Annotated in this window: 18 protein-coding genes and 1 riboswitch; of the genes, 14 read left to right on the top strand and 4 right to left on the bottom strand. The window is 71.9% G+C overall.

Features of this window, described 5'->3' with window-relative positions; genetic code table 11:
• Window positions 1-62 precede the first annotated feature (62 nt).
• The gene (locus AB0M11_RS07475) at window positions 63-3,137 is read right to left on the bottom strand and encodes a hypothetical protein (RefSeq protein WP_365702387.1); all 3,075 of its coding nucleotides are present in this window, start codon (window positions 3,135-3,137) and stop codon (window positions 63-65) included.
• A gap of 320 nt (window positions 3,138-3,457) precedes the next feature.
• On the opposite strand from AB0M11_RS07475, the gene mfd reads away from it, so the two are divergent.
• Both mfd and AB0M11_RS07465 read left to right on the top strand, forming a co-directional pair.
• A complete protein-coding gene (gene mfd, locus AB0M11_RS07470; RefSeq protein WP_365702385.1) occupies window positions 3,458-6,991 on the top strand; it encodes a transcription-repair coupling factor in 3,534 nt (1,177 codons plus the stop codon).
• Window positions 6,992-7,304: 313 nt separating this feature from the next.
• Window positions 7,305-8,069: an HNH endonuclease family protein gene (locus tag AB0M11_RS07465; protein ID WP_365702383.1), complete on the top strand. Its 765-nt coding sequence runs from the start codon at window positions 7,305-7,307 to the stop codon at window positions 8,067-8,069.
• 100 nt (window positions 8,070-8,169) lie between these two features.
• Here the strand turns inward: AB0M11_RS07465 and AB0M11_RS07460 are convergent, their stop codons facing one another.
• Genes AB0M11_RS07460 through AB0M11_RS07450 form a run of 3 tightly spaced genes read right to left on the bottom strand, consistent with a single transcriptional unit; the run spans window position 8,170 to window position 11,974 of the window.
• A complete protein-coding gene (locus AB0M11_RS07460; protein ID WP_365702381.1) occupies window positions 8,170-9,291 on the bottom strand; it encodes a hypothetical protein in 1,122 nt (373 codons plus the stop codon).
• Window positions 9,288-11,219 (bottom strand): M48 family metalloprotease, encoded by a 1,932-nt coding sequence (locus tag AB0M11_RS07455; protein ID WP_365702379.1) that lies wholly within the window; start codon window positions 11,217-11,219, stop codon window positions 9,288-9,290. Before AB0M11_RS07455 ends, AB0M11_RS07460 begins: the two co-directional genes overlap by 4 nt.
• A gap of 41 nt (window positions 11,220-11,260) precedes the next feature.
• Window positions 11,261-11,974, bottom strand: a complete 714-nt coding sequence (locus tag AB0M11_RS07450; RefSeq protein WP_365702377.1) for a hypothetical protein — start codon at window positions 11,972-11,974, stop codon at window positions 11,261-11,263.
• A gap of 165 nt (window positions 11,975-12,139) precedes the next feature.
• Here AB0M11_RS07450 and AB0M11_RS07445 point away from each other — a divergent pair, with 165 nt between their 5' ends.
• The 12 genes from AB0M11_RS07445 (at window position 12,140) to AB0M11_RS07390 (ending at window position 25,868) form a co-directional block, all read left to right on the top strand.
• Complete coding sequence (locus AB0M11_RS07445; RefSeq protein WP_365702375.1) at window positions 12,140-14,260, top strand: N-6 DNA methylase; 2,121 nt, start codon at window positions 12,140-12,142, stop codon at window positions 14,258-14,260.
• A gap of 170 nt (window positions 14,261-14,430) precedes the next feature.
• Window positions 14,431-15,084, top strand: a complete 654-nt coding sequence (locus AB0M11_RS07440) for a hypothetical protein (protein ID WP_365702373.1) — start codon at window positions 14,431-14,433, stop codon at window positions 15,082-15,084.
• Window positions 15,085-15,122: 38 nt separating this feature from the next.
• Complete coding sequence (locus tag AB0M11_RS07435) at window positions 15,123-16,610, top strand: protein kinase (RefSeq protein ID WP_365702594.1); 1,488 nt, start codon at window positions 15,123-15,125, stop codon at window positions 16,608-16,610.
• A gap of 76 nt (window positions 16,611-16,686) precedes the next feature.
• Complete coding sequence (locus AB0M11_RS07430) at window positions 16,687-17,511, top strand: glycoside hydrolase domain-containing protein (protein ID WP_365702371.1); 825 nt, start codon at window positions 16,687-16,689, stop codon at window positions 17,509-17,511.
• 170 nt (window positions 17,512-17,681) lie between these two features.
• Complete coding sequence (locus tag AB0M11_RS07425; protein ID WP_365702369.1) at window positions 17,682-18,329, top strand: SurA N-terminal domain-containing protein; 648 nt, start codon at window positions 17,682-17,684, stop codon at window positions 18,327-18,329.
• Between the two features lie 251 nt (window positions 18,330-18,580).
• Entirely contained in the window at window positions 18,581-19,522 is a 942-nt protein-coding gene (locus AB0M11_RS07420; protein WP_365702592.1) for a nucleoside triphosphate pyrophosphohydrolase, read from the top strand.
• Window positions 19,519-20,829 (top strand): cytochrome P450, encoded by a 1,311-nt coding sequence (locus tag AB0M11_RS07415; protein WP_365702367.1) that lies wholly within the window; start codon window positions 19,519-19,521, stop codon window positions 20,827-20,829. Before AB0M11_RS07420 ends, AB0M11_RS07415 begins: the two co-directional genes overlap by 4 nt.
• Window positions 20,830-20,955: 126 nt before the next feature.
• On the top strand, window positions 20,956-21,984 hold the full coding sequence (locus AB0M11_RS07410; protein ID WP_365702365.1) for a transglycosylase family protein: 1,029 nt from the start codon (window positions 20,956-20,958) through the stop codon (window positions 21,982-21,984).
• 182 nt (window positions 21,985-22,166) lie between these two features.
• Window positions 22,167-22,341: riboswitch (cyclic di-AMP (ydaO/yuaA leader) on the top strand.
• A 4-nt stretch (window positions 22,342-22,345) separates the two neighbouring features.
• Window positions 22,346-23,026: a transglycosylase family protein gene (locus tag AB0M11_RS07405; RefSeq protein WP_365702363.1), complete on the top strand. Its 681-nt coding sequence runs from the start codon at window positions 22,346-22,348 to the stop codon at window positions 23,024-23,026.
• 414 nt (window positions 23,027-23,440) lie between these two features.
• A complete protein-coding gene (eno, locus tag AB0M11_RS07400) occupies window positions 23,441-24,727 on the top strand; it encodes a phosphopyruvate hydratase (RefSeq protein WP_365702361.1) in 1,287 nt (428 codons plus the stop codon).
• A gap of 117 nt (window positions 24,728-24,844) precedes the next feature.
• The gene (locus AB0M11_RS07395; protein ID WP_351489216.1) at window positions 24,845-25,321 is read left to right on the top strand and encodes a septum formation initiator family protein; all 477 of its coding nucleotides are present in this window, start codon (window positions 24,845-24,847) and stop codon (window positions 25,319-25,321) included.
• A 28-nt stretch (window positions 25,322-25,349) separates the two neighbouring features.
• Window positions 25,350-25,868 carry a DUF501 domain-containing protein gene (locus AB0M11_RS07390; RefSeq protein ID WP_365702359.1) on the top strand — a complete coding sequence of 173 codons (519 nt, stop codon included), beginning with the start codon at window positions 25,350-25,352 and terminating at the stop codon, window positions 25,866-25,868.
• Window positions 25,869-25,900 lie beyond the last annotated feature (32 nt).

The following is a 25,900-nucleotide window of genomic DNA, read 5'->3' as shown; positions in this document are numbered from 1 at the left end:
GCCCGGCGCCGGAGAACCTCACGGACTCTCCGGCGCCGGGCGCTTTGTCTGCGCCAGGAGCGTCAGCTCCCTTCGAGCCGGCTCCAGAACTCCTGCGTGCCGGGGCGAGTTCCGTCGTTGGCGAGGATGGCGGCCGCGCCGCACTTGAGCCGGAGCCGGATCTTGCGCTCTCCGCTGGCCGAGAAGGTGTCGTCATGGGCCAGCTTCGAGTCCAGCAGCTCGTTGACGAACCTCTTCCAGATGTCCGGACCGTATTCCTGGGTCCACTTCAGCCGGGTGTCCTCCGGCTGGTAGTCGCTGCGGAGAATGACGGACTTCTCCACGCGCCGGACCATCGTCGTCAGGTAGTGGCGCGCGGCCAGCACTTCGACGGGCGGAAGGTTGTCGTTCCTGTCCTCGGCGTCGACGACCTCTGCCCCGTAACGTCGAAGCGCGTCGAGAATGTGCTCCCTGCGGTACAGGAACTTGTTGGGAAGCAGCAGTTCCACGAGATCGGCGTGGCGCACCCCGCGCAGCCCTGCGAGGTCCGACGGCGAGCCGCTCACCCTGATCTTCTTGACGCCGGTGTTGTCGAGCCGCAGGGTCCAGCCGCCCGATGCCGGCAGGACCAGCCCGGCCAGCTCACAGCCGACGATGCGGGTGTCCACGTCCTGAACCCCGGACAGGTCGAGTTCGTCCATGAACACGGCGTTGTGTATGTCCGCGCTCGGCATCCGGCCCGTCTCCTTGATCACGGCTCCCCACAGGGCGCCGAGGTTGGTGGCCGCGACGGTGGACTCGATCTGCTGCTCCGTGCGCTGGATGCGGGGCGCGAAGTCGGCGATGGCGCGGGTCACCCGCTCCTGCCCGGCCGCGGCGACGACCCGGGTGACGGTGGCGGACCGCCAGGGGGACTGCTTCAGCATCCCCTGGAACACCGCGGTGTGTCCGTCCAGGAGATAGCTGCTCGCGGCGCCGGCCAGGAACTGGTCGAAGAACAGCTCGTGCTGGAAGCGGAAACGCGAGGCGGACGCGTCGTCCGAAGCCGCCGTGAGCCCGCAGAGCACCGGCAGCCGCTGCCTGAGGTGGCGCCGGGAGGACAGTTCCTCTTCGATCGCGTACTGGGCCGCCTCCTGCAACTCGCCGATGTCCGCCTCGCGTTCCTCATGGGTGGCCATGAACTCCGCGACGTACTCGAACATGCGCCTGAGTTCGGCGCTGGTCAGGAGGGCGGTGTCCCCCTGACCGGTGAGCTTGCGTTCCTCGCGCGCCACGTACTTGTCGAGCAGGCGCTCGGCGAGGGCGTTGCTCGGAATCACTCCCTCGTCGGGGTCGAGGGTCATCTCCGCGAAGGCGTGCGCGAAGAACGGCAGCCCCAGCAGCTGCCGGTCGTGCTCGGACAGACGGTCGAGGCTCTCGCGCGGGACCCCGTACTCGTCCAGGAACGACATGACGTCCTGCGGCGACCAGCGCTGCACCGTCGCCACCCGGTGGCGTACGAAGGCCATCCCCCGCTCGTAGGCGCGCTCGACACTGGAGCGGTACTGGCCCATGTAGTAGGAGGACCTCGCCGACACCACGACGACGCCCCGGCCGCCCAGCTCGTCCAACCAGGGCCGCAGCGACCCGATCGCGTCGCTGTACCCCACGCCGCCCAGCAACTCGTCGAATCCGTCGATGAGCAGGGTCATCAGTCCGTTGCGGCACAGCGCCTTGACGCCCTTGTCGGTGAGGTTCCGGGTCGACGCGACGGCGCTGTCCACCACGGTGCGGAGGCTGTCGAGCACCTGGCCTGTGGAACGGACGTACAGGAACAGGGCCCGGTCCGACGGCTCGCCCGCGTGCAGCGCCCGCTCGACCTCCGAGGCGCGGCTCTTCGCCGCGTCGAGCATCGCCCGCGTCTTGCCGATCCCTGCTTCGCCATTGATGAAGACCACCTGCGTCTGACCCCGGTTGGCCTGCAGGTCCTGGTCCACACCGTCTATGAGCGCGGCGAACGTCTGGGGCGGCTCCTCGTGGCTGCCGTCCATGTCGGAGACGACGACCTTGGCCATCCGGATGCCGGGGCGTTCCCGGGAGGCCCAGCCCAGGGAGTCCTGCTCCTCCGTGGCCAGCTGGCGCTCCAACTGCTCCAGCCGCTGCCGCAGACGCGTCGCGACCACCGGCCAGTTGGCCAGTGAGCGCAGGTACTCCGTGTACGGGACCCAGCCGGACTCCGCCCGCCACTGACGCATGTTGTCGGGGCCCAGCCGGAAGTAGTCCCGGCGGGGCTGGGTTCCCGTGCCCTCTCCGGTCGCCTTGTCCCAGTAGAACTCGAAACCCTGGTCGTGGTCGGCGTAGACGGGCTCGGAGTCGTCGTCGGCGAAGCCGCCGAGATCCTGCTCGACGTCCTTGATGAAGTATTCCAGCGTGCCGTTGTCCGCCTTCTTCGGTTTGAGAAGGGGGTGCAGCGCCGCCTGGACCGCCTCGTCGGAGGGAGAACTGTTCACCGAACCGCCCCCGAAGCAGAGGAAGGCGGGGTGCGCGCGGGTGAACTTGGAGAAGAGATGCCAGACACCGCTGGGCTTCATGTGCAGGAACGGCCAGAGCGAGACCTCTTCGCCGTTCCAGGCGAACGACGGCCGAAGCTCCCCCGAGTCGCCTTCGCGCAGGACCAGTTCGGCGGCGGTGAGGGACTCCGTGACCGCGTCGGCGATGGAGCGGACGAGTTCGTCCAGCGTGGCCAGCTCGCTCTCCCCGGCCGGGAGCGGCCCGCCGTGGCTGATGTGGTCGCGCAACCGCTTGAGATCGCGCAGTTCCTTCGGGGCACCCGGAACGCCCTGGTCGTAGAGGTCCAGGACCCTGCCGACGGCCCGGCCCACGTGCCCGGCCGGCACCGTGTCGCACTGGTCCAGCTGCTGGCGGGCGCGCCGCAGGTAGCCGGTCCACTCGCCGAGGCCGGGGGAACGGCCGACAGGCGCGGCCGTCGCCCCGGCCGCCCGCACCGTCGAGGCGGCCAACAGCGCCAGGAACCGCAGCTCGAAGTCGAGGACGGAGAAGCCTTCGTGGATGCTGCGCGGGCGGTTCCCGGACGCGTAGGAGGACTCCATGAACCGGAACGCCCCGGCGGGAGTGTCCGCCTCCGGTTCCGCGGTCGGCGATGTTCCTGTGCTCTGCACCGTTTCCCCCGCTTCTGATCGTGTGTCAGTGCAACGCACCCTAGCGACCGAACCGGGGCATCGTCCGACCTGCGGGCGAGAACGGCGCGGGAAGCGCGGCAGCGACGGCCGGGAAGAGGTGCGCCGTACGCGTCGGGCTGTGTCGGGACGGTCACGCGGCGTCGTCGCCTCCGGCGCCTGCGGACTGTCCACAGCCTCACCGCTCACGCCTGCACCGTCGTAGGCTGGAGGTTCCCGGCTCGCACCGCGCGTCGGGCCGTTCGTGTTGCCCATCCGCGGTCCGGTGTACCCACCCCGGTCCCTCAGACGGAAAGCCCTCCATGAGCCTGCACGGTCTGCTAGACGCCGTCGTCAAGGACCCCGCCCTCGCGGAAGCGATCAAGGCGGCCGCGGACGGCAACCGCATGCACGTCGACCTGGTCGGCCCCCCGGCGGCCCGCCCCTTCGCGGTCGCCGCCCTGGCCCGCGAGGCCGGCCGCCCCGTCCTCGCCGTCACCGCCACCGGCCGCGAGGCCGAGGACCTGGCGTCGGCGCTGCGCACCCTGCTGCCCTCCGAGGGCGTCGCCGAGTACCCCTCGTGGGAGACGCTCCCGCACGAGCGCCTCAGCCCCCGCAGCGACACCGTCGGCCGCCGCCTCGCCGTCCTGCGCCGCCTCGCCCACCCGAGCGCCGACGACCCGGAGACCGGCCCGGTCTCCGTCGTCGTCGCACCCGTACGATCCGTGCTCCAGCCGCAGGTCAAGGGCCTCGGCGACCTGGAGCCGGTGGCGCTGCGCACCGGCCAGAGCGCCGACCTGAACGAGGTCGTGGAAGCCCTCGCCGCGGCCGCCTACGCGCGCGTGGAGCTCGTCGAGCGGCGCGGCGAGTTCGCCGTGCGCGGCGGCATCCTGGACGTCTTCCCGCCCACCGAGGAACACCCGCTGCGCGTCGAGTTCTGGGGCGACGACGTCGAGGAGATCCGCTACTTCAAGGTCGCCGACCAGCGCTCCCTGGAGGTCGCCGAGCACGGCCTGTGGGCACCGCCCTGCCGCGAGCTGCTGCTCACCGACGACGTCCGCGCACGCGCGCGTGCCCTCGCCGAGGAGCACCCGGAGCTCGGCGAGCTGCTGAACAAGATCGCCGAGGGGATCGCGGTCGAGGGCATGGAGTCCCTCGCCCCGGTCCTGGTCGACGACATGGAGCTGCTGCTCGACGTGCTGCCCAAGGGCGCGATGGCCGTCGTCTGCGACCCGGAGCGGGTGCGCACGCGCGCCGCCGACCTGGTGGCCACGAGCCAGGAGTTCCTCCAGGCGTCCTGGGCGGCCACCGCCGGCGGCGGCGAGGCGCCCATCGACGTCGGCGCCGCCTCCCTGTGGTCGATCGCGGACGTCCGCGACCGCGCCCGCGAGCTGGACATGATGTGGTGGTCGGTGTCGCCGTTCGCCGCGGACGAGGAGCTGTCCGCCGACACCCTCAAGCTCGGCATGCACGCCCCCGAGACCTACCGCGGCGACACCGCGAAGGCCCTCGCCGACACCAAGGGCTGGCTCGCCGACGGCTGGCGCACGGTCTTCGTGACCGAGGGCCACGGCCCCGCCTCCCGCACGGTCGAGGTGCTCGGCGGCGAGGGCATCGCCGCCCGCCTCGACGTCGACCTGGGTGAGCTGAGCCCCTCGGTCGTGCACGTGTCGTGCGGCTCGATCGACTACGGCTTCGTCGACCCGGCGCTGAGACTCGCCGTCCTCACCGAGACCGACCTGTCCGGCCAGAAGGCGGCCGGCAAGGACGGCGCCCGGATGCCGGCCCGCCGCCGCAAGACCATCGACCCGCTCACCCTGGAGTCGGGCGACTACATCGTGCACGAGCAGCACGGCGTCGGCCGCTACATCGAGATGGTGCAGCGCACCGTCCAGGGCGCCACCCGCGAGTACCTGGTCGTGGAGTACGCCCCCGCCAAGCGCGGCCAGCCCGGCGACCGGCTGTACATCCCGACCGACCAGCTGGAGCAGATCACCAAGTACGTCGGCGGCGAGGCGCCCACCCTGCACCGCCTGGGCGGCGCGGACTGGACGAAGACCAAGGCGCGCGCCAAGAAGGCCGTCAAGGAGATCGCGGCCGACCTGATCAAGCTGTACAGCGCGCGCATGGCCGCCCCCGGCCACGCGTTCGGTGCGGACACGCCCTGGCAGCGCGAGCTGGAGGACGCGTTCCCGTACGCGGAGACCCCCGACCAGCTGACCACGATCGCCGAGGTCAAGGACGACATGGAGAAGTCGGTCCCGATGGACCGCCTGATCTGCGGCGACGTCGGCTACGGCAAGACCGAGATCGCGGTCCGGGCCGCCTTCAAGGCGGTCCAGGACGGCAAGCAGGTCGCCGTCCTGGTGCCCACCACCCTGCTGGTGCAGCAGCACTTCGGCACGTTCTCCGAGCGGTACTCGCAGTTCCCGGTCAGCGTGAAGGCGCTCTCCCGGTTCCAGACCGACACCGAGGCGAAGGCGACCCTGGAGGGCCTCAGGGAGGGCGCGGTCGACGTCGTCATCGGCACCCACCGGCTCTTCTCCTCGGAGACCAAGTTCAAGGACCTGGGCCTGGTCATCGTCGACGAGGAGCAGCGCTTCGGCGTCGAGCACAAGGAGCAGCTGAAGAAGCTGCGCGCCAACGTCGACGTGCTCACCATGTCGGCCACCCCGATCCCGCGCACCCTGGAGATGGCGGTCACCGGCATCCGCGAGATGTCCACCATCACCACACCTCCGGAGGAACGGCACCCGGTGCTCACCTTCGTCGGGCCGTACGAGGAGAAGCAGATCGGCGCCGCCATCCGCCGCGAACTGCTGCGCGAGGGCCAGGTCTTCTACATCCACAACCGGGTGGAGTCCATCGACCGCGCGGCGGCCAGACTCCGCGACATCGTCCCCGAGGCACGCATCGCGACCGCGCACGGCCAGATGTCGGAGTCGGCGCTCGAACAGGTCGTGGTCGACTTCTGGGAGAAGAAGTTCGACGTCCTGGTCTCGACCACGATCGTCGAGTCCGGCATCGACATCTCCAACGCCAACACCCTCATCGTGGAGCGCGGCGACACCTTCGGCCTCTCCCAGCTGCACCAGCTGCGCGGCCGGGTCGGCCGCGGCCGCGAGCGCGGGTACGCGTACTTCCTGTACCCGCCGGAGAAGCCGCTCACCGAGACCGCGCACGAACGCCTCGCGACCATCGCCCAGCACACCGAGATGGGCGCCGGCATGTACGTGGCGATGAAGGACCTGGAGATCCGCGGCGCGGGCAACCTGCTCGGCGGCGAGCAGTCCGGGCACATCGCGGGCGTCGGCTTCGACCTGTACGTGCGCATGGTCGGCGAGGCGGTCGCGGACTACCGGCGGCAGCTGGAGACCGGGGAGATCGAGGAGGAGCCGCCGCTGGAGGTCAAGATCGAGCTGCCCGTCGACGCGCACGTCCCGCACGACTACGCGCCCGGCGAGCGGCTGCGCCTGCAGGCGTACCGGGCCATCGCCTCCGCCAACTCCGAGGACGACATCAGGGCGGTCCGCGAGGAACTCACCGACCGCTACGGCAAGCTGCCCGAGCCGGTGGAGAACCTGCTGCTGGTCGCCGGGCTGCGGATGCTGGCCCGCGCGTGCGGGGTCGGCGAGATCGTCCTCCAGGGCACCAACATCCGCTTCGCGCCGGTGGAGTTGCGCGAGTCGCAGGAGCTGCGGGTCAAGCGCCTGTACCCCGGGACCGTCATCAAGCCGGCCGTCCACCAGCTGCTGGTCCCCCGCCCGAAGACCGCCAAGGTGGGCGGCAAGCCGCTGGTCGGCCGGGAACTGCTGGGCTGGGTAGGGGAGTTCCTCGCCTCGATCCTCGGGTCGTAATTGCCGGCCCCGGCACGCCGCTTCATGGCCGACGGGCGCCAGGTCCCGGCGTGCCCGCCGGGTTCGACCGGAGCGCGCCGGGGGCGACGGGGCCGCAGAGCGGTGTGTGCCCTCCGGCCGGACGGCGTTCGCCCGCGCTCAGGGCGTGAACCGTGCCGTCGGGGGCATGCGATGCGGCGAGGCGTGAGCGGGCGCGCCGGGACGGCGGCCGGGCTCCGGCTGCCGTCCGGGCCCGAACCGTCCGCCCGTTACCGTGAGACCAGCGAGGATCCGCCCCCGAGGAGGCGGGTCGGGCGGGAAAGAGGGGGCGTACGTGGCGCGTCTGAGGGGCGGGGCGGCCATGGCCGTCGTCGTGGTCTTCGCCGTGGCCGGCTGCAAGGACATTGCTCCGCCTGAGGGCAGTGGACCATCCGGTTCCGCCGTCGCGACCACCGGTGACGGCCGGGCCGTGAACCCGCTGGACAATCCGGACGGCACGAAACCGGGGCTCGGGGCGATCACCTCCGCCGCCGACCGGGCGAAGGCGCGGTCGCTGATCGAAAATGTGGTGACGAAGGGACGCGGGCCGAAGACGGGCTATGAGAGGGACAAGTTCGGCTATGCGTGGACGGACTCCGCTCCAGGCGGCATACCCTTCGCTCACAACGGCTGCGACTCGCGAAACGATCTTCTGAAACGCGATGGCGAGAAGGTCCGTTTCCGGGCCGGATCCGACTGTGTCGTCGCCTCCATGACGCTGCACGACCCGTACACGGGCAAGACCATCGAGTGGACCAAGTCGCACGCCACGACGGTGCAGATAGACCACGTCATGCCACTGTCGTACGACTGGCAGATGGGCGCGGCGCGTTGGACGAAGGGCAAGCGGGAGGACATCGCCAACGACCCGCTCAACCTGCTTCCCGTGGACGGCCCCACCAACGGCGCCAAGAGCGACTCGGGGCCCGCGAGCTGGCTGCCCCCCGACAGGCAGATCCGCTGCTCCTACGCGGTGCGCTTCGCCCAGGTGTCGCTGAAGTACGACCTTCCGGTGACGGCCGCGGACAAGCGGACGATGCTGACGCAGTGCGGCGGCTGATCCGGCCGAGTGGTCGGCGTCACCTCCCCCGGACCGAGGGAGCCGTGGGGCTCGCGCCGGGCCACTCCGGACGGTCAAGGGGAGGCGGCCGATCCCGCTGTCACCGGCCCTGGCGGCCGCGCGGCGGAGGGGCCGGGCAGCCTGCCTTCTCCCAGGCCACGAAGGTGTTGGTGCGGGCGAAGACGAACGCCTTGACCGGGTTCGCCGAGTACGACCACGGCGGGCTGCCGATGTAGCCGCCGACCGCCCGGAACTGCTCGACGGCCTCGGCGTACCGTTTCGTCTGGAACAGGGTGTCCGCCAGCATGTGCCGCACCGTCGGCAGCCGGTGGTGCCCGGCCGGTGCCCGGTCCACGGCGTCCAGGGTGGCGTCCACGGCCGCCTGCACGAACGGCTGGTTGTACACGGGCGCCTCCGGCTCCCGGGACGCGTGTTCCATCAGGGCGTCCAGGCGCAGGACGGGCAGCAGGCTGCCCTGCGGCGCGGTGGCCGCGGCCTGCTCGGCGAACGCGTACATCAGGTCGTGCGAACCCCGCCACTTGGCGCACCAGTACTGCAGTGCGCTCATGTGCGCTCCGAAGTGGTACGGATCGCGTGCGGTGATCTCGGCCCACAGCGCCCGGAAGTCGTCGTGCGACCAGCCGAGGCCCAGCGCGATGGAGATCTGCGCGATCCAGGGGCAGGGGTCCTCGGGGGCCATCCGGGCGGCTTCCTGACAGGCGGGCAGCGCCTCGGCGAGCAACCGGTGGAAGCCCTCGAACTGCTCGGCGGTGGTGTGCTTCGCCTGTTTGGCGCCGCGGACCTTGCCCGCGAGCACGACCAGCGCGTCGGCGTGCACGAGGGCGGCGGCCGGGTCGCCGGGGTACTCGGTCCGCCACGCCTTGAGCCAGGCGTCGTCCTCGGCGGCGGCGTGGACCAGGATGCCGAGCCGGTACCAGCGCAGGTCCCAGTCCCGGCCCGCTCCGGCCAGATAGGCGGCGGCCCGCCGCCAGTCACCCGCGAGGGCGGCCGCCGCGACCGCGTCGGCCTCGGGATCGGGGCCCGCGGAACCGCTGTCGAGCTGGGCGGCGGGCACCAGCCCGTACTTGGCGGGGTCGATGTTGACCGGCGCCTTGGCCTTCGCCTCCGCCCGGAGCGCCCGCGCCTTGCGGGCGTTGCGCGGGATGGTGACGGCCGCGTAGAGGAGGGCGCCGGCACCGGCTATGTCGATCAGGACGTTCATACCGGGTCTTTCGGGTAGGAGCCGCCGAAGAGGGCGGTTGACGGGGTGGGCGCGGGAGTGGTCGCGGTGTGGCCGCCGCCGGACAGCAGCAGAGCCCGCAGGGGAGCCGTGCCGGGCGGCTCGGCGACCACCTGGTCCAGGGCCTGCTCCAGCGCCTCGGTGAACCGCTCGGGGGACACCGTCCGCACCGCGGGCCCCGACCAGCACAGTTCCCACCGGCACAGCCCGGTGTCCAGTGCGGTGAGCAGCGCGAGTCGGCGCAGGGCCGCACGGAAGGCGGTCCTTTCGAACTCGCGTGCCACCCGCCCACTGCTCCGGCCGGCCTGCTCCGATCTGGGCAGCCGGGCGGCCATGTCCTGCAGCAGGCCGTGGTCGACCAGGTCCAGGAGGCAGCCGAGGTGCGTCGCTGCGGATGCCCCCGACACGGCGACGCCCCGCGCACCGGCCACCTGGGCCACGGCCTCCAGCAGCGGCCCCGCTTCGCGCGCCCAGCTCTCGCGCCGGGCCCGCATGGGCAGTTCGGCCCAGGGCACCCGCCGCCAGGACAGCGCCTCGCGGGGCAGTACGGCTCGTTCCAGTGCGGCGAAGAGGCGGTCCGGCTCCCGGAGCAGCGCGAGGGCGGGCGGCCGGGGGCGCGCGGTGGCGTGTCCGCGGCCGGGGACCTCGGAGTACCCGGAGTGCTCGGAGTGCCAGGGGACCTCGGAGTGCCCGGAGTGCCCGGAGTGCCCGGAGTGCCCGGATCGCTCGGGGAGTTCGGGGGGCTCGGGGAACTCGGGGAGCGCCTCCAGTGCCGCGACGCGGTCGGCCGTGGGCGGGTGGCTGTCATACGGGGAGCGTTCCTCGGGGGACACCGGCGGGAGCGGTCGGCGGGCCCACGCTTCCAGGTCCGTCCGGCGCGCGGGGTCCGCCAGCAGGAGCGCGAGCCCGCCGTGGAACTGTCCTTCCGGCGGCAGCAGCCCGGCGTCGCTGCCCAGCAGGGCGTACTCGCCCAGGTAGAGGTCGTCGGCGGCTTCGAGCACGGGGATGCGGCGCAGCGCGGCGGCCGTGACGCCCGGCCCGGCGACCCGGGCGGCCACCAGGTCGGCCGCGTACTCCTGCCGACGGCTGACGGTCTCGGTCAGTCGCAGACACCACCGCGCGTACGCGGAGAAGACGAGGGCCAGGTAGTGGTCCGGGCCCCGGGTGGGCTCACGTTTCAGCGGTGCCGGCCTGCCGGCCGCCCGGCGCCGTGCGGCCCGTGCGGCGGTCCTCGCCCTCTCCTCGGCCTCCTCACGCGTGGCCCGCTGCCGCAAGGTGTGCGTGATGTGCAGCAGCCTGCCGTGCAGCGCCCAGAGCAGGCCGCCCAGCCGGGTGTCGTCGGACGCGTAGTGGCCCAGTTCGTGCCCGAGCACGGCGTCAAGTTCGTCCTGCGGCAGACCGATCAGCAGCGCCGTGCCGAGGAAGAGCCGCCGTTCGCCCGCGACCAGCCCGAGCCAGCGGGCGTCCTCCCGCACCATGGCGTTGGCCCCCGGGACCACCCGGATCTCCGTGGGCGGCCGGGTGCCCACCCGATCGGCGAGCTCCCGCACCCGCCGCCACAGCTCCGGCTGCTCACGCGGCGTCAGCGGCACACCGGGCAGCTCGTCCCGCCCGTCCCCGGGGCCGCGGGTGAGCAGGACGACCCGCACCACGCACCAGACGATCGCCAGCGAGCCGAGCCAGCCCTCGACGGCCATGACCGTGAGGCCCGGCCCCCGGGCCAGGAGGACGTCCAGGCCCGCGAGTGCGACGAGGATGAGGAGGGCCAGCAGGTAGAAGCCGAGCAGCAGGCCGAGAACGAGCGCGGCACGCAGCGGTGCTCCGGGCACGCCGGGTGCGCGTACGGCGCGCTCTCGTACGGCGGTTTTCCCGGTGGCCGCCCGGTCGGCGGGACGGGACCTCAGGCGCATCGGCATCCTTCACGGAAACGGAACGGAAGCTGCTGCTTCAGCTACTTCTTCAGCGCCGACAGGATCGTCGTCGTCACCTTCTTCGCGGACGCGGCGCCGTTGTCGCTGCCCGCGGTGGACAGCACGGTGACCACGGAGCTGCCGGAACGGGCCGCGACCAGCGTGGTGCCGTTCTCCCAGTAGCCGCTCGTCAGCGTCATCGTGTAGGCCTCGTCGCCGAGTCCGGACGTGGCGGTGCCCGTCAGCTTCACCTTGGCGTGCGCGTCGGTGTCGGTGTACGTGGCGCACTCGGCGGCCACCGTCCGCAGCGCCTTCATCACGGCGGTCGCCGTGGTGCCCTGGAAGGCGTCGATCTCCTGGTCCACTTCCTCGGTCTTGTTCGCGTAGCCGTTCTGCGCGAACGACACCCCGCCCTTGTAGCCGGAGACCTGGATCCAGGACGTGGTCTCCAGCCTGGTGCAGTCCGGCTTCCCGGTCTTCGGGGCGGTGGGGGAGAGGAGCCGGCCCCCGCTGTCCGCGGAACCGTCGGACTCAAGGGTGAGTCCGGCCGGGAACGCCGAGGCGGGCGCCAGCGCCTTCTTCAGCTGCGTGCCCGTGGCCAGGCCGGAGTTCGGGTCCTTCGCCTTGGCGGGCGCGGCGCTGGTACCGGTACCGGAGCCGGCGGTGGATCCGGTGGATCCGGTGGAGCAGGCGGTCAGGGCCAGTGGCAGGGCGGCGACGGCCATCAGCATCACGGCACGGGACGGGATACGCATCAGGAGTCCTTCGTTGGGTGGTGAAGCGGTACGTCAATAAGAGCAGAGCCTGTGAACCGAGTCAACACGGTGCACGTGGGAGGGTGTGTACACGTGCGTGAAGCGGTAGATCTTGCACGCATCGGTATGCTCGGTGCACACATGGGACGACGGGAGCGAGGGCGCGTGCAGGACAACGCCACAGAGGTGACCGCGGCCGGTATCGCACGGCTGGCCGGAGTGGGCCGCGCCGCCGTCAGCAACTGGCGCCGCCGGCACGCCGACTTCCCCAAGCCGGTCGGCGGCACCGAGACCAGCCCCTCCTTCGCGCTCGCCGAGGTCGAGTCCTGGCTGCGCGATCAGGGCAAACTCGCCGAGGTTCCGCTGCGCGAGCGGGTCTGGCAGCACCTCGTGGGGCACCCCGACGGCGCGCTGACCGCGCTGGTGCACGTCGGCTGCGTGCTGCTGCTGATCCACGAGCGCCCCACCGTCTGGCTCCAGGCGAGCGCCGGTTCGGACGAGCGCCTCGCCGCGCTGCTGCCCGGCGCGCTGCAGGAGGTGCTGACCGCGCGCCTCGGCGGAGCGGCGGCGCGTACGGTTCACAGCGAGCGGCCCTCGGGCGTCGCCGAAGCTGTGAACAGATCCGCCGACACGGAGGCTGTGAACAGGGCGGCCGGCGCGAAGGCTGTGAGCGCCCCCACCGGCCCCCAGCTCCTCCGCTCCGTCCCGCTCCTGCGCGGCGCCGCCGAACTGGCCGCCGAGACCGGCGCCCGGCAGGCCTTCGAGTTCCTGCTGGGCAGGCACCTGGACGCCAACCCCCGCCAGTACACGCTCACCCCGGCCGAACTCGCCGCTCTCATGGCCGACCTGGCCGGCCCTGCCCGCACCGTGCTGGACCCGGCCTGCGGAACCGGCGCCCTGCTGCGAGCCGTTGCCGTCCGCCCCGGCCAGGAGCTGTACGCCCAGGACAGCGCCCCCGATCTCGCCGCGCTCACCGCGCTGCGGCTCGCTCTGCACTCCCGGGCCGGGGTGCATGGCGCGGCCGGCGACACCCTGCGCGCCGACGCCCACCCCGGGCTGCGCGCCGACGCGGTGCTGTGCCATCCGCCGTTCAACGAGCGCAACTGGGGGCACGACGAACTGGCGTACGACGCACGCTGGGAGTACGGCTTTCCCGCCCGCACCGAGTCCGAACTGGCCTGGGTGCAGCACGCCCTGGCCCGGCTCGCCGACGGCGGCACCGCGGTCCTGCTGATGCCGCCGGCCGTCGCCTCCCGCCGTTCCGGGCGCCGGATCCGCGCCGACCTGCTGCGCCGGGGCGCGCTCCGGGCGCTCGTCGCGCTGCCGGCCGGGGCGGCGCCGCCGTACAGCATCCCGCTGCACCTGTGGGTGCTGCGCCGGCCCGACCGGATGCCGGCCACGCCCGAGGTGCTGCTCGTGGACACCGGGAGATTCGCCGGGGAAGGACGGGGCGGCCCGGACTGGACGGCGGTACGCGAGGCGGTCCTGGACGTCTGGCGTGCCGCCGAGCGCGACGAGGGGCCGGTGGAACGGCCGGGGCTGGCCCGTTCGGTGCCGGTCATCGAACTCCTCGACGACGACGTGGACCTCGCTCCCGCCCGCCATCTGCCTCCGGCCGCCGCGGCCGACGGCGCGGAACAGCTCACCGAGGTCCGCGAACGGCTCGGCGAGACCCTGCGCCTGACCGCCGACCTCACTCCGCCGCCGGCCGACCAGGCGCCGCCGGTGCGCTGGCCGCTCACCACCGTCGGTGAACTGGCGCGCGGGGGCGCGCTGGTGCTGCGCACCGGGGGGAACGGAGGGCCCGCGCGCGTGCCCGTGCTCACCGACCATGACGTCCTCGCCGCGGCGCCGCCCTCGGGCACGCTTCCCGAGAGCGACGAGGAGGCCGTGCTGACCGAGCCCGGCGACGTCGTGGTACCGGTCCTCGGCGGCGGTGCGGTGGCGCGGGTGATCGACGCCGCGACAGCGGGCGCCGCCCTGGGGCGCAACCTCGTGCTGCTGCGCCCCGACCGCTCGGCCCTCGACCCGTGGTTCCTGGCCGGCTTCCTGCGCGGTACCGCCAACAACCGGCAGGCCAGCAGCTATGCCTCCACCGCGACCCGGCTGGACGTGCGCCGGCTGCAGCTGCCCCGGCTGCCTCTGGAGGAACAACGGCGCTACGGCGCGCGCTTCCGCGCACTCGACGAGTTCGAGCGGGCGCTGCGGCACGCGAGCCGGCTCGGGGAGCACCTCGTGCGCGGGATGTACGACGGCCTCACCGACGGCTCCGTCGCGCCCGACTGATCCCTGTTCGGTGCCCTCCGGCGGTCGGTCCGACAACGGTTCGGTACAACCCGAACCGGTTGTCCGTGCCGGGCCATATGCTCGAACCGACCACCGCACGACCGGTGTCGTCCGCGGACGGACCGGGCCGGACGGGAACGTACGCCATTTTCAGGCACATAGGAGCGACCATGCAGGGCCAGGGCCATGCGCAGCCGGTGCAGCGGCCGCCGCACGAAGCGGTACTGGTCCTGTTGCGCGTGGTGTTCGTGGCGATGGGCGTGTGCAGTCTGGGCCTGCTGACATGGGTGATGATGCTGCGGCTGGCCGCGGTGACCCGCAGATCGGCGGACTGGGGCCTGCTGGTGGCGGTGGGGGCGTCCGACGTCCTCAGCCTGGTGCTGCTGGGCAACGAACCCGGCGACGACGTGCACACCCCCGGCGGCTACCTGGGAATCATCCTGCTGTTCGGCACGCTCCTGGGCACGATCGTCTACTACCTGGTGGCCGATGTCCGTCACTTCCAGCGGCAGCGTGCGGCGTACACGTCGCAGGCGACGCGGACGTACGCCTACCCGCCCCCCGGCTCGCCGTACACCACGGGGACGCTGCCCCCGGCCGCCCCGCACACCCCGCCTCCGCACACCCCGCTCTCGCACACCCCGCCCCCGCACACCGTTCCCCCGATGCCCGGACCACCGCTCGCACAGCCTGCGACACCCGGGCCGCCCGGACGCCCGGCGCCCGCCCGGATCGAGCAGGTGCGCGCCGAACTCGACGAACTCAGCGACTACCTGCGCAGGCACGACGGGCACCGCGAGGGCGACTTCGAGGGCGGAAGGTGACCGTGGCGACGGGACGCGTCGTCGCCGGCCGCTACGAGCTGTCCACGCTCATCGGGCAGGGCGGCATGGGCCAGGTGTGGACGGCGTACGACCAGCGGCTGGACCGGCGGGTGGCGGTGAAGTTGCTGCGCCCCGACAAGGTGGCGGGCGCGGAGGCGGAGGAACTGCGCCGGCGGTTCCTGCGGGAGTGCCGGGTCACCGCGCAGGTCGACCACCCCGGGCTGGTCACCGTGCACGACGCGGGCAGCGAGGGTGAGGAGCTCTTCCTCGTCATGCAGTACGTGGACGGCGCCGACCTCTCCGACCACCTGGCGGAGCACGACCCGTACCCGTGGCAGTGGGCGGTGGCGGTGGCCGCGCAGCTGTGCGCCGTGCTGAGCGCCGTGCACGCCGTGCCGATCGTCCACCGCGACCTCAAGCCGCGCAATGTGATGGTCAAACAGGACGGCACGGTCACCGTCCTCGACCTGGGCGTGGCCTCCGTGATGGACACGGACACCACCCGCCTCACCCACACCGGCTCCCCGATCGGCTCGCCCGCCTACATGGCGCCCGAGCAGGCGATGGGCGGCGCGGTCGGCCCGTACACCGACCTGTACGCGCTCGGCGTGCTGCTGCACGAACTGCTCAGCGGGGAGGTCCCGTTCGCGGGCTCCACGGCGCTCGGCGTGCTGCACAGGCACCTGTACGAGCCGCCGCTGCCGGTGCGCCGGACCCGCCCCGAGGTCCCGGAGCCACTGGAGCGCCTCGTCCTGCGCCTGCTCGCCAAGGACCCGCAGCACCGTCCGGCGTCCGCGCAGGAGGTCTACGAGGACCTGTCGGCGCTCCTGCCCGCGCGCGGGACGCCATCCGGGGCGCCCCTGGACCCCACGCGCCCCTTTCTGCGCCCGCACGCCCCATGGCCGGACCGGGCGCGGACGCCCGCAGCCCAGCCCGCGGCCCCCGTGGCCGCCGTCCCGGACAGACCGGACGTCGCCGCGGCCGTCGACGAGGTCAAGCGGCTGCTCGGAGAGGGGCGCATCACCCAGGCCGTCGACATCCTGGGCGCGATCCTGCCCGTCGCCGCCGACCGGCACGGCGAGCGCTCGACGGTCGTACGGACCCTGCGCAAGCAGTACGCGGCCACGCTGATGGACGACGGGCAGTACCGGCGCGCGCTGCCCGAACTGCGCCGCCTCGCCGACGAACGCGCCGCCGAGGCGGGCCAGGCCGACCCGCAGGCCCTGCGCTTCCGCTACGAGACCGCCCAGTGCCTGGAACAGCTCGGCGAACCGGCCGCGGCGCTCGCGGAGTACCGTGCGCTGCTGCCCTACTACGAGAACCAGTACGTGGCCGGCGACCCGCAGCTCGCGCACGACGTGCGCCGCAGGATCGGGCATCTGCTGCTCGCCCTCGGCGACCGTCCCGCCGCGCACGACACGCTGGCACGGCTGCTGATGGACGTGGAGCGGCTGCACGGACCGGGCCACCCGACGGCCGTGGAGGTCCGGCGCACCCTGCAGTGGCTGGGGCAGATGCGCGGCTAGATCCCGGACAGTGCATACTGCACCTGCTTTTCGCACGGCTTTTCGCACAGCAGAGACACAGGGGTGGGGTGCCGGCATGTCCAGCCATCGGCAGTCGAAGAAGCGCAGATACGTCACCTGGGGCGTCGCGGGGGCCGCGGTCGTCGCCGGAGCCGGGATCGCCGCGCAGACGTCCATGGCGGCCACCACCTGGCCCGCCCAGAAGACGTTCACCGGCCGCGCCTTCGACACCTGCGCCGCGCCCTCCCTCGCCGCGATGAAGGCCTGGAACACCGGCTTCTACGGCGCCGCCGCCGTCTACATAGGCGGCAAGAACCGCGGGTGCAACCAGCCCAACCTCACCGCCTCCTGGGTCAAGTCCGTCTCCGCGGCCGGCTGGAAGCTCATCCCGCTCTACGTCGGCTCCCAGCCGTCGTGCGGATCCGGCGGCTCCGTGAAGATCAGCGCCTCGACGGCGGCCTCCGTGGGCAGGTCCGAGGCGGACGACGCCGTCGCCAAGGCCGCCGCGCTCGGGATGAAGGCCGGCAGCCCGATCTTCCTCGACATGGAGGCCTACGACACGACGAACACGTCGTGCAACAACGCCGTGCTGACGTACGTCCGCGCCTTCGACAAGGAACTGCGCGTCAGGACGTACCGCGCGGGGCTCTACGGCTTCACCAGCTCCAGCGCCAAGGCGATCGCGAACGCCACGGACAAGACGGACCTGCCGGGCAACCTCTGGTACGCGCTGTGGGACAAGCAGAACACCACCACCGCCGACTGGCCGTTCGGCTCGACCCAGTTCACCGGGCACAGCCGGGCCCACCAGTACATGGTGAACAGCAAGGAGACCCGCGGCGGTTACACGATCACGGTGGACCGGGACGCGTGGGACGCCCCGGTGGCGATCACGGGCTGATCCCGGATCCGAGGCGCGACGACCCGCAAACCCTTCCGTGGGGTGGTGCGGCGGTGCCGGACGCGGGTGTGAATCGTTGGTCGAATGGGTTGGCCAGAGCCTGCCCACTGCCTACCATCGATCACCGCAAGACCTTGTGCACCGTCGCACAAACTCCTCGGGAGGTCTCCTTGCACCGCCGCCGTCGCACCGCGCTCGTCCTGTCCGCCGCGATCGCCGCCGCGGCTCCCTTCCTGACCGCCTGCGGCAGCGACGCGCACCCGGGCGCGGCGGCCGTCGTCGGCGGGCAGCGGATCACCGTCTCGCAACTGGAGAACCGGGTGAACGAGGTGCGCCGGGCCCAGCGCGCCGCGGTGCCGGACGAGACGCAGTACCAGCAGGTCCTCGCCTCCACCAGCAGCCTCACCCGGGACACCCTCTACAACATGGTCCTGGACAAGGTGCTGCACCGGGCCGCCCAGGACGCGGGTGTCACCGTCACCCGCAAGGAGGTCGAGGAGATGCGCACCGGCCTCGAACGGCAGGCAGGCGGCTCTGCGGCGCTGCAGACCGCCTGGCTGCAGAAGTACGGCATCGCCCCCGCGCGTCTGGACGACAACCTCCGTTTCCAGGTGGAGGCCGACAAGCTCGCCCGGACGCTCGGCACCGAGACCTCGCAGCCCGCCTTCTGGAAGGCCCTGGCCACCGCGTCCGAGGAACTCCACGTCGACCTCAACCCGCGCTACGGCGCCTGGGACGTGCAGAAGAGCAGCCGGGTGGACGCCAAGACGCCGTGGGTACGGGAGGTCACGTCGGCCGGGACACAGGTGTCGGCCTAGGGGCCGCCCGGCGCCGGGGAAGCGGCAGCGGATCGGGCAGCGGATCGGGCAGCGGATCGGGCAGCGGATCGGGCAGCGGATCGGGCGGTCATACGATCAGTTGATCGTCCCTGGCCTGTGGATGAACCGCGAGGTCGGCGGCGGCGGTGCGTTACGTTCGGAGCGTGAACACCACCAGGCCCGAACCCACCACCCCGGAACCCGCTCCGGCCGCCCGGTCCGCCACGTCCGACACGGCCGACGCAGGCCGGATCGTCCTGCTCACCACCAGCCACCGGGTCGCCCCCGGCCTGCTGTCCTGGCCCGCCTGGCAGGCGCTGCGCGCGGCGGACCGCGTGCTGTGCGCGGACGGCGCGCACCCCCAGCTGCCGTACCTGCGCGAGGCCGGGACCGCCGTGGACGAGGCCGCGCCCACCGCCGAGGAGCTGGTCGACGCCTGCGTCGGCGGCCGCACGGTGGTCGTCGTCGCGACGGGTGAGGGCGAGCCCGCCCTCACCGACGGCCTGGCCCGCCTCGCCGGCTCCGGCCGGGTCCGGATGCCCGAGCTGGAGCTGCTCCCCGCCTCCTACGACCTGCCCGGTGCCCGCCTCCTCGACCTCGTCCAGGTCATGGACCGGATCCGTGCGGAGTGCCCCTGGTCCTCCCTGAAGACCCACGAGGGCCTGGCCAAGTACGCCATCGAGGAGGCGTACGAACTCGTCGAGGCGATCGAGGAGGGCGACCGCGACGAACTGCGCGAGGAACTGGGCGACGTGCTCCTCCAGGTCGTCTTCCACGCGCGGATCGCCCAGGAGGACCCGGACGCCCCCTTCTCCATCGACGACGTGGCCGGAGGCATCGTCGCGAAGCTCATCCACCGCCACCCGCACGTCTTCGGCGACGCGACCGCCTCCACCCCGGAGGAGGTCAAGGAGCACTGGCTGCGCACCAAGGCGATAGAGAAGCAGCGCGCGTCGGTGACGGACGGCGTGCCCCTCGCGCAGCCGGGCCTCGCACTGGCGGCGAAGCTGGCCTCCCGGGTGCGCACGGCGGGACTGGACGTGCCGCTGCCACAGGCCCAGGGCATCGGCTACGAACTGCTCGCGCTGGCGGCCCACGCCGAGGCGGAGGGCATCGACCCGGAGGCGGCCCTGCGCGCGGCGGCCCGGTCCTACCGGGACGCGGTGCGGGCGGCGGAGGGGGTGCAGAGGTGACCTCCGCCGCACCCGAACTCTTCACCTGGGAGTTCGCGACGGACCCCTACCCCGCCTACGCCTGGCTCCGCGACAACGCCCCCGTCCACCGCGCCACTCTCCCCAGCGGGGTGGAGGCCTGGCTGGTCACCCGCTACACCGACGCGAAACAGGCACTCGCCGACCCGAGGCTCTCCAAGAACCCCGCGCATCACGACGAGCCCGCGCACGCCAAGGGGAAGACCGGCATCCCGGGTGAGCGCAAGGCCGAGTTGATGACGCACCTGCTGAACATCGATCCGCCGGACCACACCAGGCTGCGGCGGCTGGTGAGCAAGGCGTTCACGCCACGCCGGGTGGCCGAGTTCGCGCCGCGGGTGCGGGAGCTGACCGATCGGCTCATCGACGGGTTCGCGGCCGACGGGTCCGCCGACCTCATCCACGAGTTCGCCTTTCCGCTCCCCATCTACGCCATCTGCGACCTGCTCGGCGTTCCGCGCGAGGACCAGGACGACTTCCGGGACTGGGCGGGGATGATGCTGCGACATACGAAAGCAGGGCAGGCGGGAGGGCCGCGGGGCGGGGTCGCGCGGTCCGTGAAGAAGATGCGCGGATATCTGGCCGAGCTGATCCACCGCAAGCGGGAGGCGCTGTCCGCCGAGGCCGCTCCCGGCGAGGACCTCATCTCCGGGCTCATCCGGGCCTCGGACCACGGCGAGCACCTCACCGAGAACGAGGCCGCGGCCATGGCCTTCATCCTGCTGTTCGCGGGTTTCGAGACGACCGTCAACCTGATCGGAAACGGGACGTACGCCCTGCTCACCTACCCCGAGCAGCGCGTCCGGCTGCAGGACTCCCTCGCAGCCGGCGAGCGCGGCCTGCTGGAGACAGGTGTCGAGGAGCTGCTGCGCTACGACGGGCCGGTGGAGCTGGCCACCTGGCGGTTCGCCACCGAGCCCGTCACCATCGGCGGCCGGCGCATCGCGTCCGGCGACCCGGTTCTGGTCGTCCTGGCCGCGGCGGACCGGGACCCGGAGCGGTTCGCCGAGCCGGACACCCTCGACCTCGCACGGCGCGACAACCAGCACCTCGGGTACGGCCACGGCATCCACTACTGCCTGGGCGCCCCGCTCGCCCGCCTGGAGGGCCAGACCGCGCTCGCCGGCCTGCTCACCCGCCTCCCCGATCTGCGACTCGCCGTGGACGAGAGCGAGTTGCGGTGGCGCGGCGGGCTCATCATGCGCGGACTGCGCACCCTCCCCGTGGAGTTCACGCCGAGCCCGTACCGGCCCACCTCGGCAAAAGGTGATCAGCGCTCAACTCTGTGATCTTCACGTGATCTACGCGGCATTAACTTGTGACAAGTGATCGTCTGTCGATACGTTCACTCATCAGCGCGGCGCCCCTGCGGGACCCGCCGCGCTGGTCACCGCTGTCGCTCGAAAGGTTTCCGCATGCTCTCCGGGAACGGTCGTCACCGTCGCCCCCGTCAGGCTCCGGCCCTCCTCGTCGCGGCCGGGGTGACCGGCTCCGCCATCGCCATCCCGCTCCTCGGCGCGGTGAGCGCCCACGCGGCCGACGGCTCCACCTGGGACCAGGTGGCCGAGTGCGAAAGTGGCGGCTCCTGGAGTGCCGACAGCGGCAACGGCTACTACGGCGGCCTCCAGATCTCCCTGGACGACTGGGACAAGTACGGGGGGACGGAGTACGCCGCGACGCCGGACCAGGCGAGCCGTTCGCAGCAGATCTCGGTCGCCGAGAAGATACTCGCCGACCAGGGCACCAAGCCCTGGCGGACCTGCGCCCTGCTCGCCGGGCTCTCCTCCGACGACGCCTCGGTGAACGTGGACACGGGGCTCGGCGGGTCGAGTGATTCGTCTGCTTCCTCCGACTCGTCGGACTCGTCCTCCGGGCTGTCGGACGCGTCGTCCTCCGCCGGCTCCGGTTCCGGCTCCTCCCCGGGCGCCACGGTCTCCGGGAGTGACTCCGGAGCCCCCTCCCCGAGCGCGAGCGCGGGCGGTGACGCCACGGCGGATACCCCCAGCAAATCCGCCAAGACCGACAAGTCGGATTCCTCCAGCTCGAACTCCGGCTCCAGCTCCGACTCCGGGACCGCGAAGGCGGGTGAGGATCCCGTCACGGCCGAGGCCGACGACTCGGACAATTCGTGGCAGACCGGGGGTTCTTGGAGTCTGGTCGACACGGGTGCCGTCAGTGGCGGTGGCAAGCATCGCGGTGGCTCGGCGGACGAGAACGTGACGAACGGTCAGAGTGCCACCTCCTCCGGACGGCACGCCTCCCGGGACGACGACACCTACACCGTCCGCGAGGGCGACACCCTCGCCTCCATCGCCGACTCCCTTGACCTCGACGGCGGATGGCGTGCGCTCTATGCCGTGAACAAGGCCGACATCGGTGCCGACCCGAACGCCATCGCCCCCGGTCAGACCCTGAAACTCGGCGGCGAACCGGGCGAAAAGTAGCGAGAGTTGACGTCCCGTTTCGGGTCTGATGTCCGGTTTGGCGAAAGTGTGGGATGAGTCTCAGAAGCCCTGATCATCTTTGAAATTCACCTGATGCCCTGTTTACGGTCGAGGCCGCTCGTCACCACGAGCCCCGGCTGTCGCAACGCCGAGTCCTGCCAGCGGCCGTCCGGGAACAGTCGTCGCGTCAAGCGCCGTAGGCAGGAGCGGGGGACCCAAGGTAAGTGCCGGGGCCGGCAGTCGAGGCTGCCGATCCGGCTCGGGGTGAAGCCGCGCACCGACACACGGGTGTGCGGCCGGGCAACTCAACCGGCCCGAACCCGACAGCTCACCTCGCAGGCGTCGGTGAGGGGATCGATCCATGCTGTTTTCCGGCAAGGGCAAGCACCGCCGTCCGTCCAAGGCCGTCCGCGCCATCGCCGTCGCCGGTGTCACCGGCGTCGCCGTGGCCGCTCCGCTGATGGCGTCCGGCAGCGCCTCCGCGGCCACCGCCTCCGAGTGGGACGCCGTCGCCCAGTGCGAGTCGGGTGGCAACTGGGCCATCAACACCGGCAACGGCTACTACGGCGGTCTGCAGTTCTCCGCCTCCACCTGGGCCGCGTACGGCGGCACGCAGTACGCCGCGCAGGCCAACCAGGCCACCAAGGCGCAGCAGATCCAGATCGCCGAGAAGGTCCTCGCCGCCCAGGGCAAGGGCGCCTGGCCGGTCTGCGGCAAGGGCCTGTCCGGGGCCGCCTACGTCGGCGGCAGCTCCAGCAGCTCCAGCTCGTCGAGCAGCAGCGCCGGCAGCCGCTCGACCGACACCCAGGCCGCCTCCCGCTCCGCCGAGCGCCCGGCCGCCAAGAAGACGGTCACCACCCCGACCGGCAAGAAGGTCAAGAAGGGCGACGGCGAGTACAAGGTCGTCAAGGGCGACACCCTCAGCTCGATCGCCGAGAAGCACAAGGTCAAGGGTGGCTGGCAGGCGCTGTTCAAGCTGAACAAGGACATCGTCGAGGACGCCGACGTCATCTACCCGGGCCAGCAGCTCCACCTGAAGTAAGGGCCGCGCCCGCAGCGCCGCGCGTACTCGGCGGCGCCCAGCTGGGCCACAGCTCCCGCACAACCGTGGTCCCCATAGTGGAGACCGCGTGAGGACCACCCCCGTCCCCACAGCCCCCCGCTCCGGTGCGTCTCCCCCCGTACGCACCGGAGCGGGGTTTCTCTTTGCCGCCGTCGAGCCGTCCGGGCGCCCCGTCGGCCCGCCGTTCCCCTTCTTGGTCCGCTCTTCTTCCGTTCTTCATCGGCCCCCCCTTTGTTCCGCACGTGAACAATGAGTACCGTCTGTGTGTCCACGGGCCGGTCGGTCGTGCCGGCCGACGGGCCCGGGACGGTTAGGCTCTAGTCGCAAGGCTGAGCAAGGGCCGCCGAGGCCCACGTGCGCCCCGCACAACCAGCGTCACATCCCAAGAAGGAGATGCTCGTGCCGTCCATCGACGTCGTCGTAGCCCGGGAAATCCTGGACTCCCGAGGCAACCCCACGGTCGAGGTCGAGGTCGGCCTCGACGACGGCAGCACGGGTCGTGCCGCCGTCCCGTCCGGCGCCTCCACCGGCGCCTTCGAGGCCATCGAGCTCCGTGACGGCGACCCCAACCGCTACCTGGGCAAGGGCGTCGAGAAGGCCGTCCTCGCCGTCATCGAGCAGATCGGCCCGGAGCTGGTCGGCTACGACGCCACCGAGCAGCGCCTGATCGACCAGGCCATGTTCGACCTGGACGCCACCGACAACAAGGGCTCGCTCGGCGCCAACGCCATCCTCGGCGTCTCCCTCGCCGTCGCGCACGCCGCCTCCGAGGCGTCCGACCTGCCGCTGTTCCGCTACCTCGGCGGCCCGAACGCGCACCTGCTGCCCGTCCCGATGATGAACATCCTCAACGGCGGCTCGCACGCGGACTCCAATGTCGACATCCAGGAGTTCATGATCGCCCCGATCGGCGCGGAGTCCTTCTCCGAGGCGCTGCGCTGGGGTGCCGAGGTCTACCACACCCTCAAGAAGGTCCTGAAGAACAAGGGCCTGTCCACCGGCCTCGGCGACGAGGGCGGCTTCGCCCCGAACCTGGAGTCCAACCGCGCCGCGCTGGACCTCATTCTGGAGGCCATCAAGCAGGCCGGTTACGTCCCCGGCGAGCAGATCGCGCTCGCGCTCGACGTCGCCGCGTCCGAGTTCTACAAGGACGGCAAGTACGAGTTCGAGGGCAAGTCCCGCTCGGCCGCCGAGATGACCGAGTACTACGAGGAGCTCGTCGCCGCGTACCCGCTGGTCTCCATCGAGGACCCGCTGTTCGAGGACGACTGGGCCGGCTGGAAGGTCATCACCGACAAGCTCGGCGACAAGGTCCAGCTCGTCGGCGACGACCTGTTCGTCACCAACCCGGAGCGCCTGGCCCGGGGCATCGAGGAGGGCACCGCCAACGCCCTGCTGGTGAAGGTGAACCAGATCGGTTCCCTGACCGAGACTCTGGACGCCGTCGAGCTGGCCCAGCGCAGCGGCTTCAAGTGCATGATGTCGCACCGCTCCGGCGAGACCGAGGACGTCACCATCGCCGACCTGGCCGTCGCCACCAACTGCGGCCAGATCAAGACCGGCGCCCCGGCCCGCTCCGAGCGCGTCGCCAAGTACAACCAGCTGCTGCGCATCGAGGAGATCCTCGACGACGCGGCGGTGTACGCGGGCCGCTCCGCGTTCCCCCGCTTCAAGGGCTGAGCCGGCCGAGCCGGTAATCGGTCAAGGCTTAGCCAGTCGTACGTACGTCCCCGTACCCGGTCCCGTACCGTGTCCGGGGACGTACGCACGTACCAGGGCGACCAGGGAGGCGGGGACATGGCCGTGAAGGACCGGGACCGGTTCTCCACCGCGACCAGGCTCAAGCTGCTCGGCGAGCAGACGGCGGCCAGGGTCTACCGCTCCCAGACCAGGCGCCAGGCCCGCCGCTCCCGGCTCACCGGCCGTGCCGCGCTGCTCGCGATCGTGCTGTGCACGATGGTCGTCGCGCTCGCCTATCCGATGCGGCAGTACGTCTCCCAGCGCGCCGAGATCTCCGACCTGGAACGGCAGCAGGAGCAGGCCCGGCAGCGGGTCGAGCAGCTGCGCGACCTCAAGGCACGGTGGCAGGACGACGCGTACGCCGAGCAGCAGATCCGCGAGCGGCTGCATTATGTGATGCCGGGGGAGACCGGGTTCGTGGTGATCGACCCCGGTGCCGCCAAGCAGGCGCACGCCTACCTGGGGGCGGCCGACCGGCCCTGGTACGCGAACGTCTGGGACGGCGTCGACAAGTCCGACGCGTCCGATCAGTGAACCGACAGAAAGCCACGTAGAACCAGTCATGCACACGCCTCCGCCCTCCACCCCGCGCACCGAGCCGACCGACGCGGACGTCGAGGCCTTCAAGCAGCAGCTCGGGCGGCCGCCGCGCGGGCTGCGGGCGATCGCGCACCGCTGCCCGTGCGGGCAGCCGGACGTCGTGGAGACCGCGCCGCGGCTGCCGGACGGGACGCCGTTCCCGACGCTGTACTACCTGACGTGCCCCAAGGCGGCCTCGGCGATCGGCACCCTTGAGGCCAACGGCGTGATGAAGGAGATGACGGCGCGGCTGGAGAGCGATCCGGAGCTGGCGGCGGCGTACCGGGCCGCGCACGAGGACTACGTGCGGCGCCGGGACGAGATCGAGGAGCTGACGGGGTTCCCCAGCGCCGGGGGGATGCCGGACCGGGTGAAGTGCCTGCACGTGCTCGTGGCGCACTCGCTGGCGGCAGGGCCCGGCGTGAATCCCCTCGGCGACGAGGCGATCGCCATGCTGCCCCAGTGGTGGGCCAAGGGCGCGTGCGTGGTCACCGGCGAGTGACGACCCCCCAGGGGGCTCCGCCCCCTGGACCC

Origin of the sequence: Streptomyces sp. NPDC051987 (genome assembly GCF_040680735.1) — a bacterium.
Classification (GTDB): Bacteria; Actinomycetota; Actinomycetes; order Streptomycetales; family Streptomycetaceae; genus Streptomyces.
This window is presented reverse-complemented; position numbering and strand designations above follow the sequence as displayed.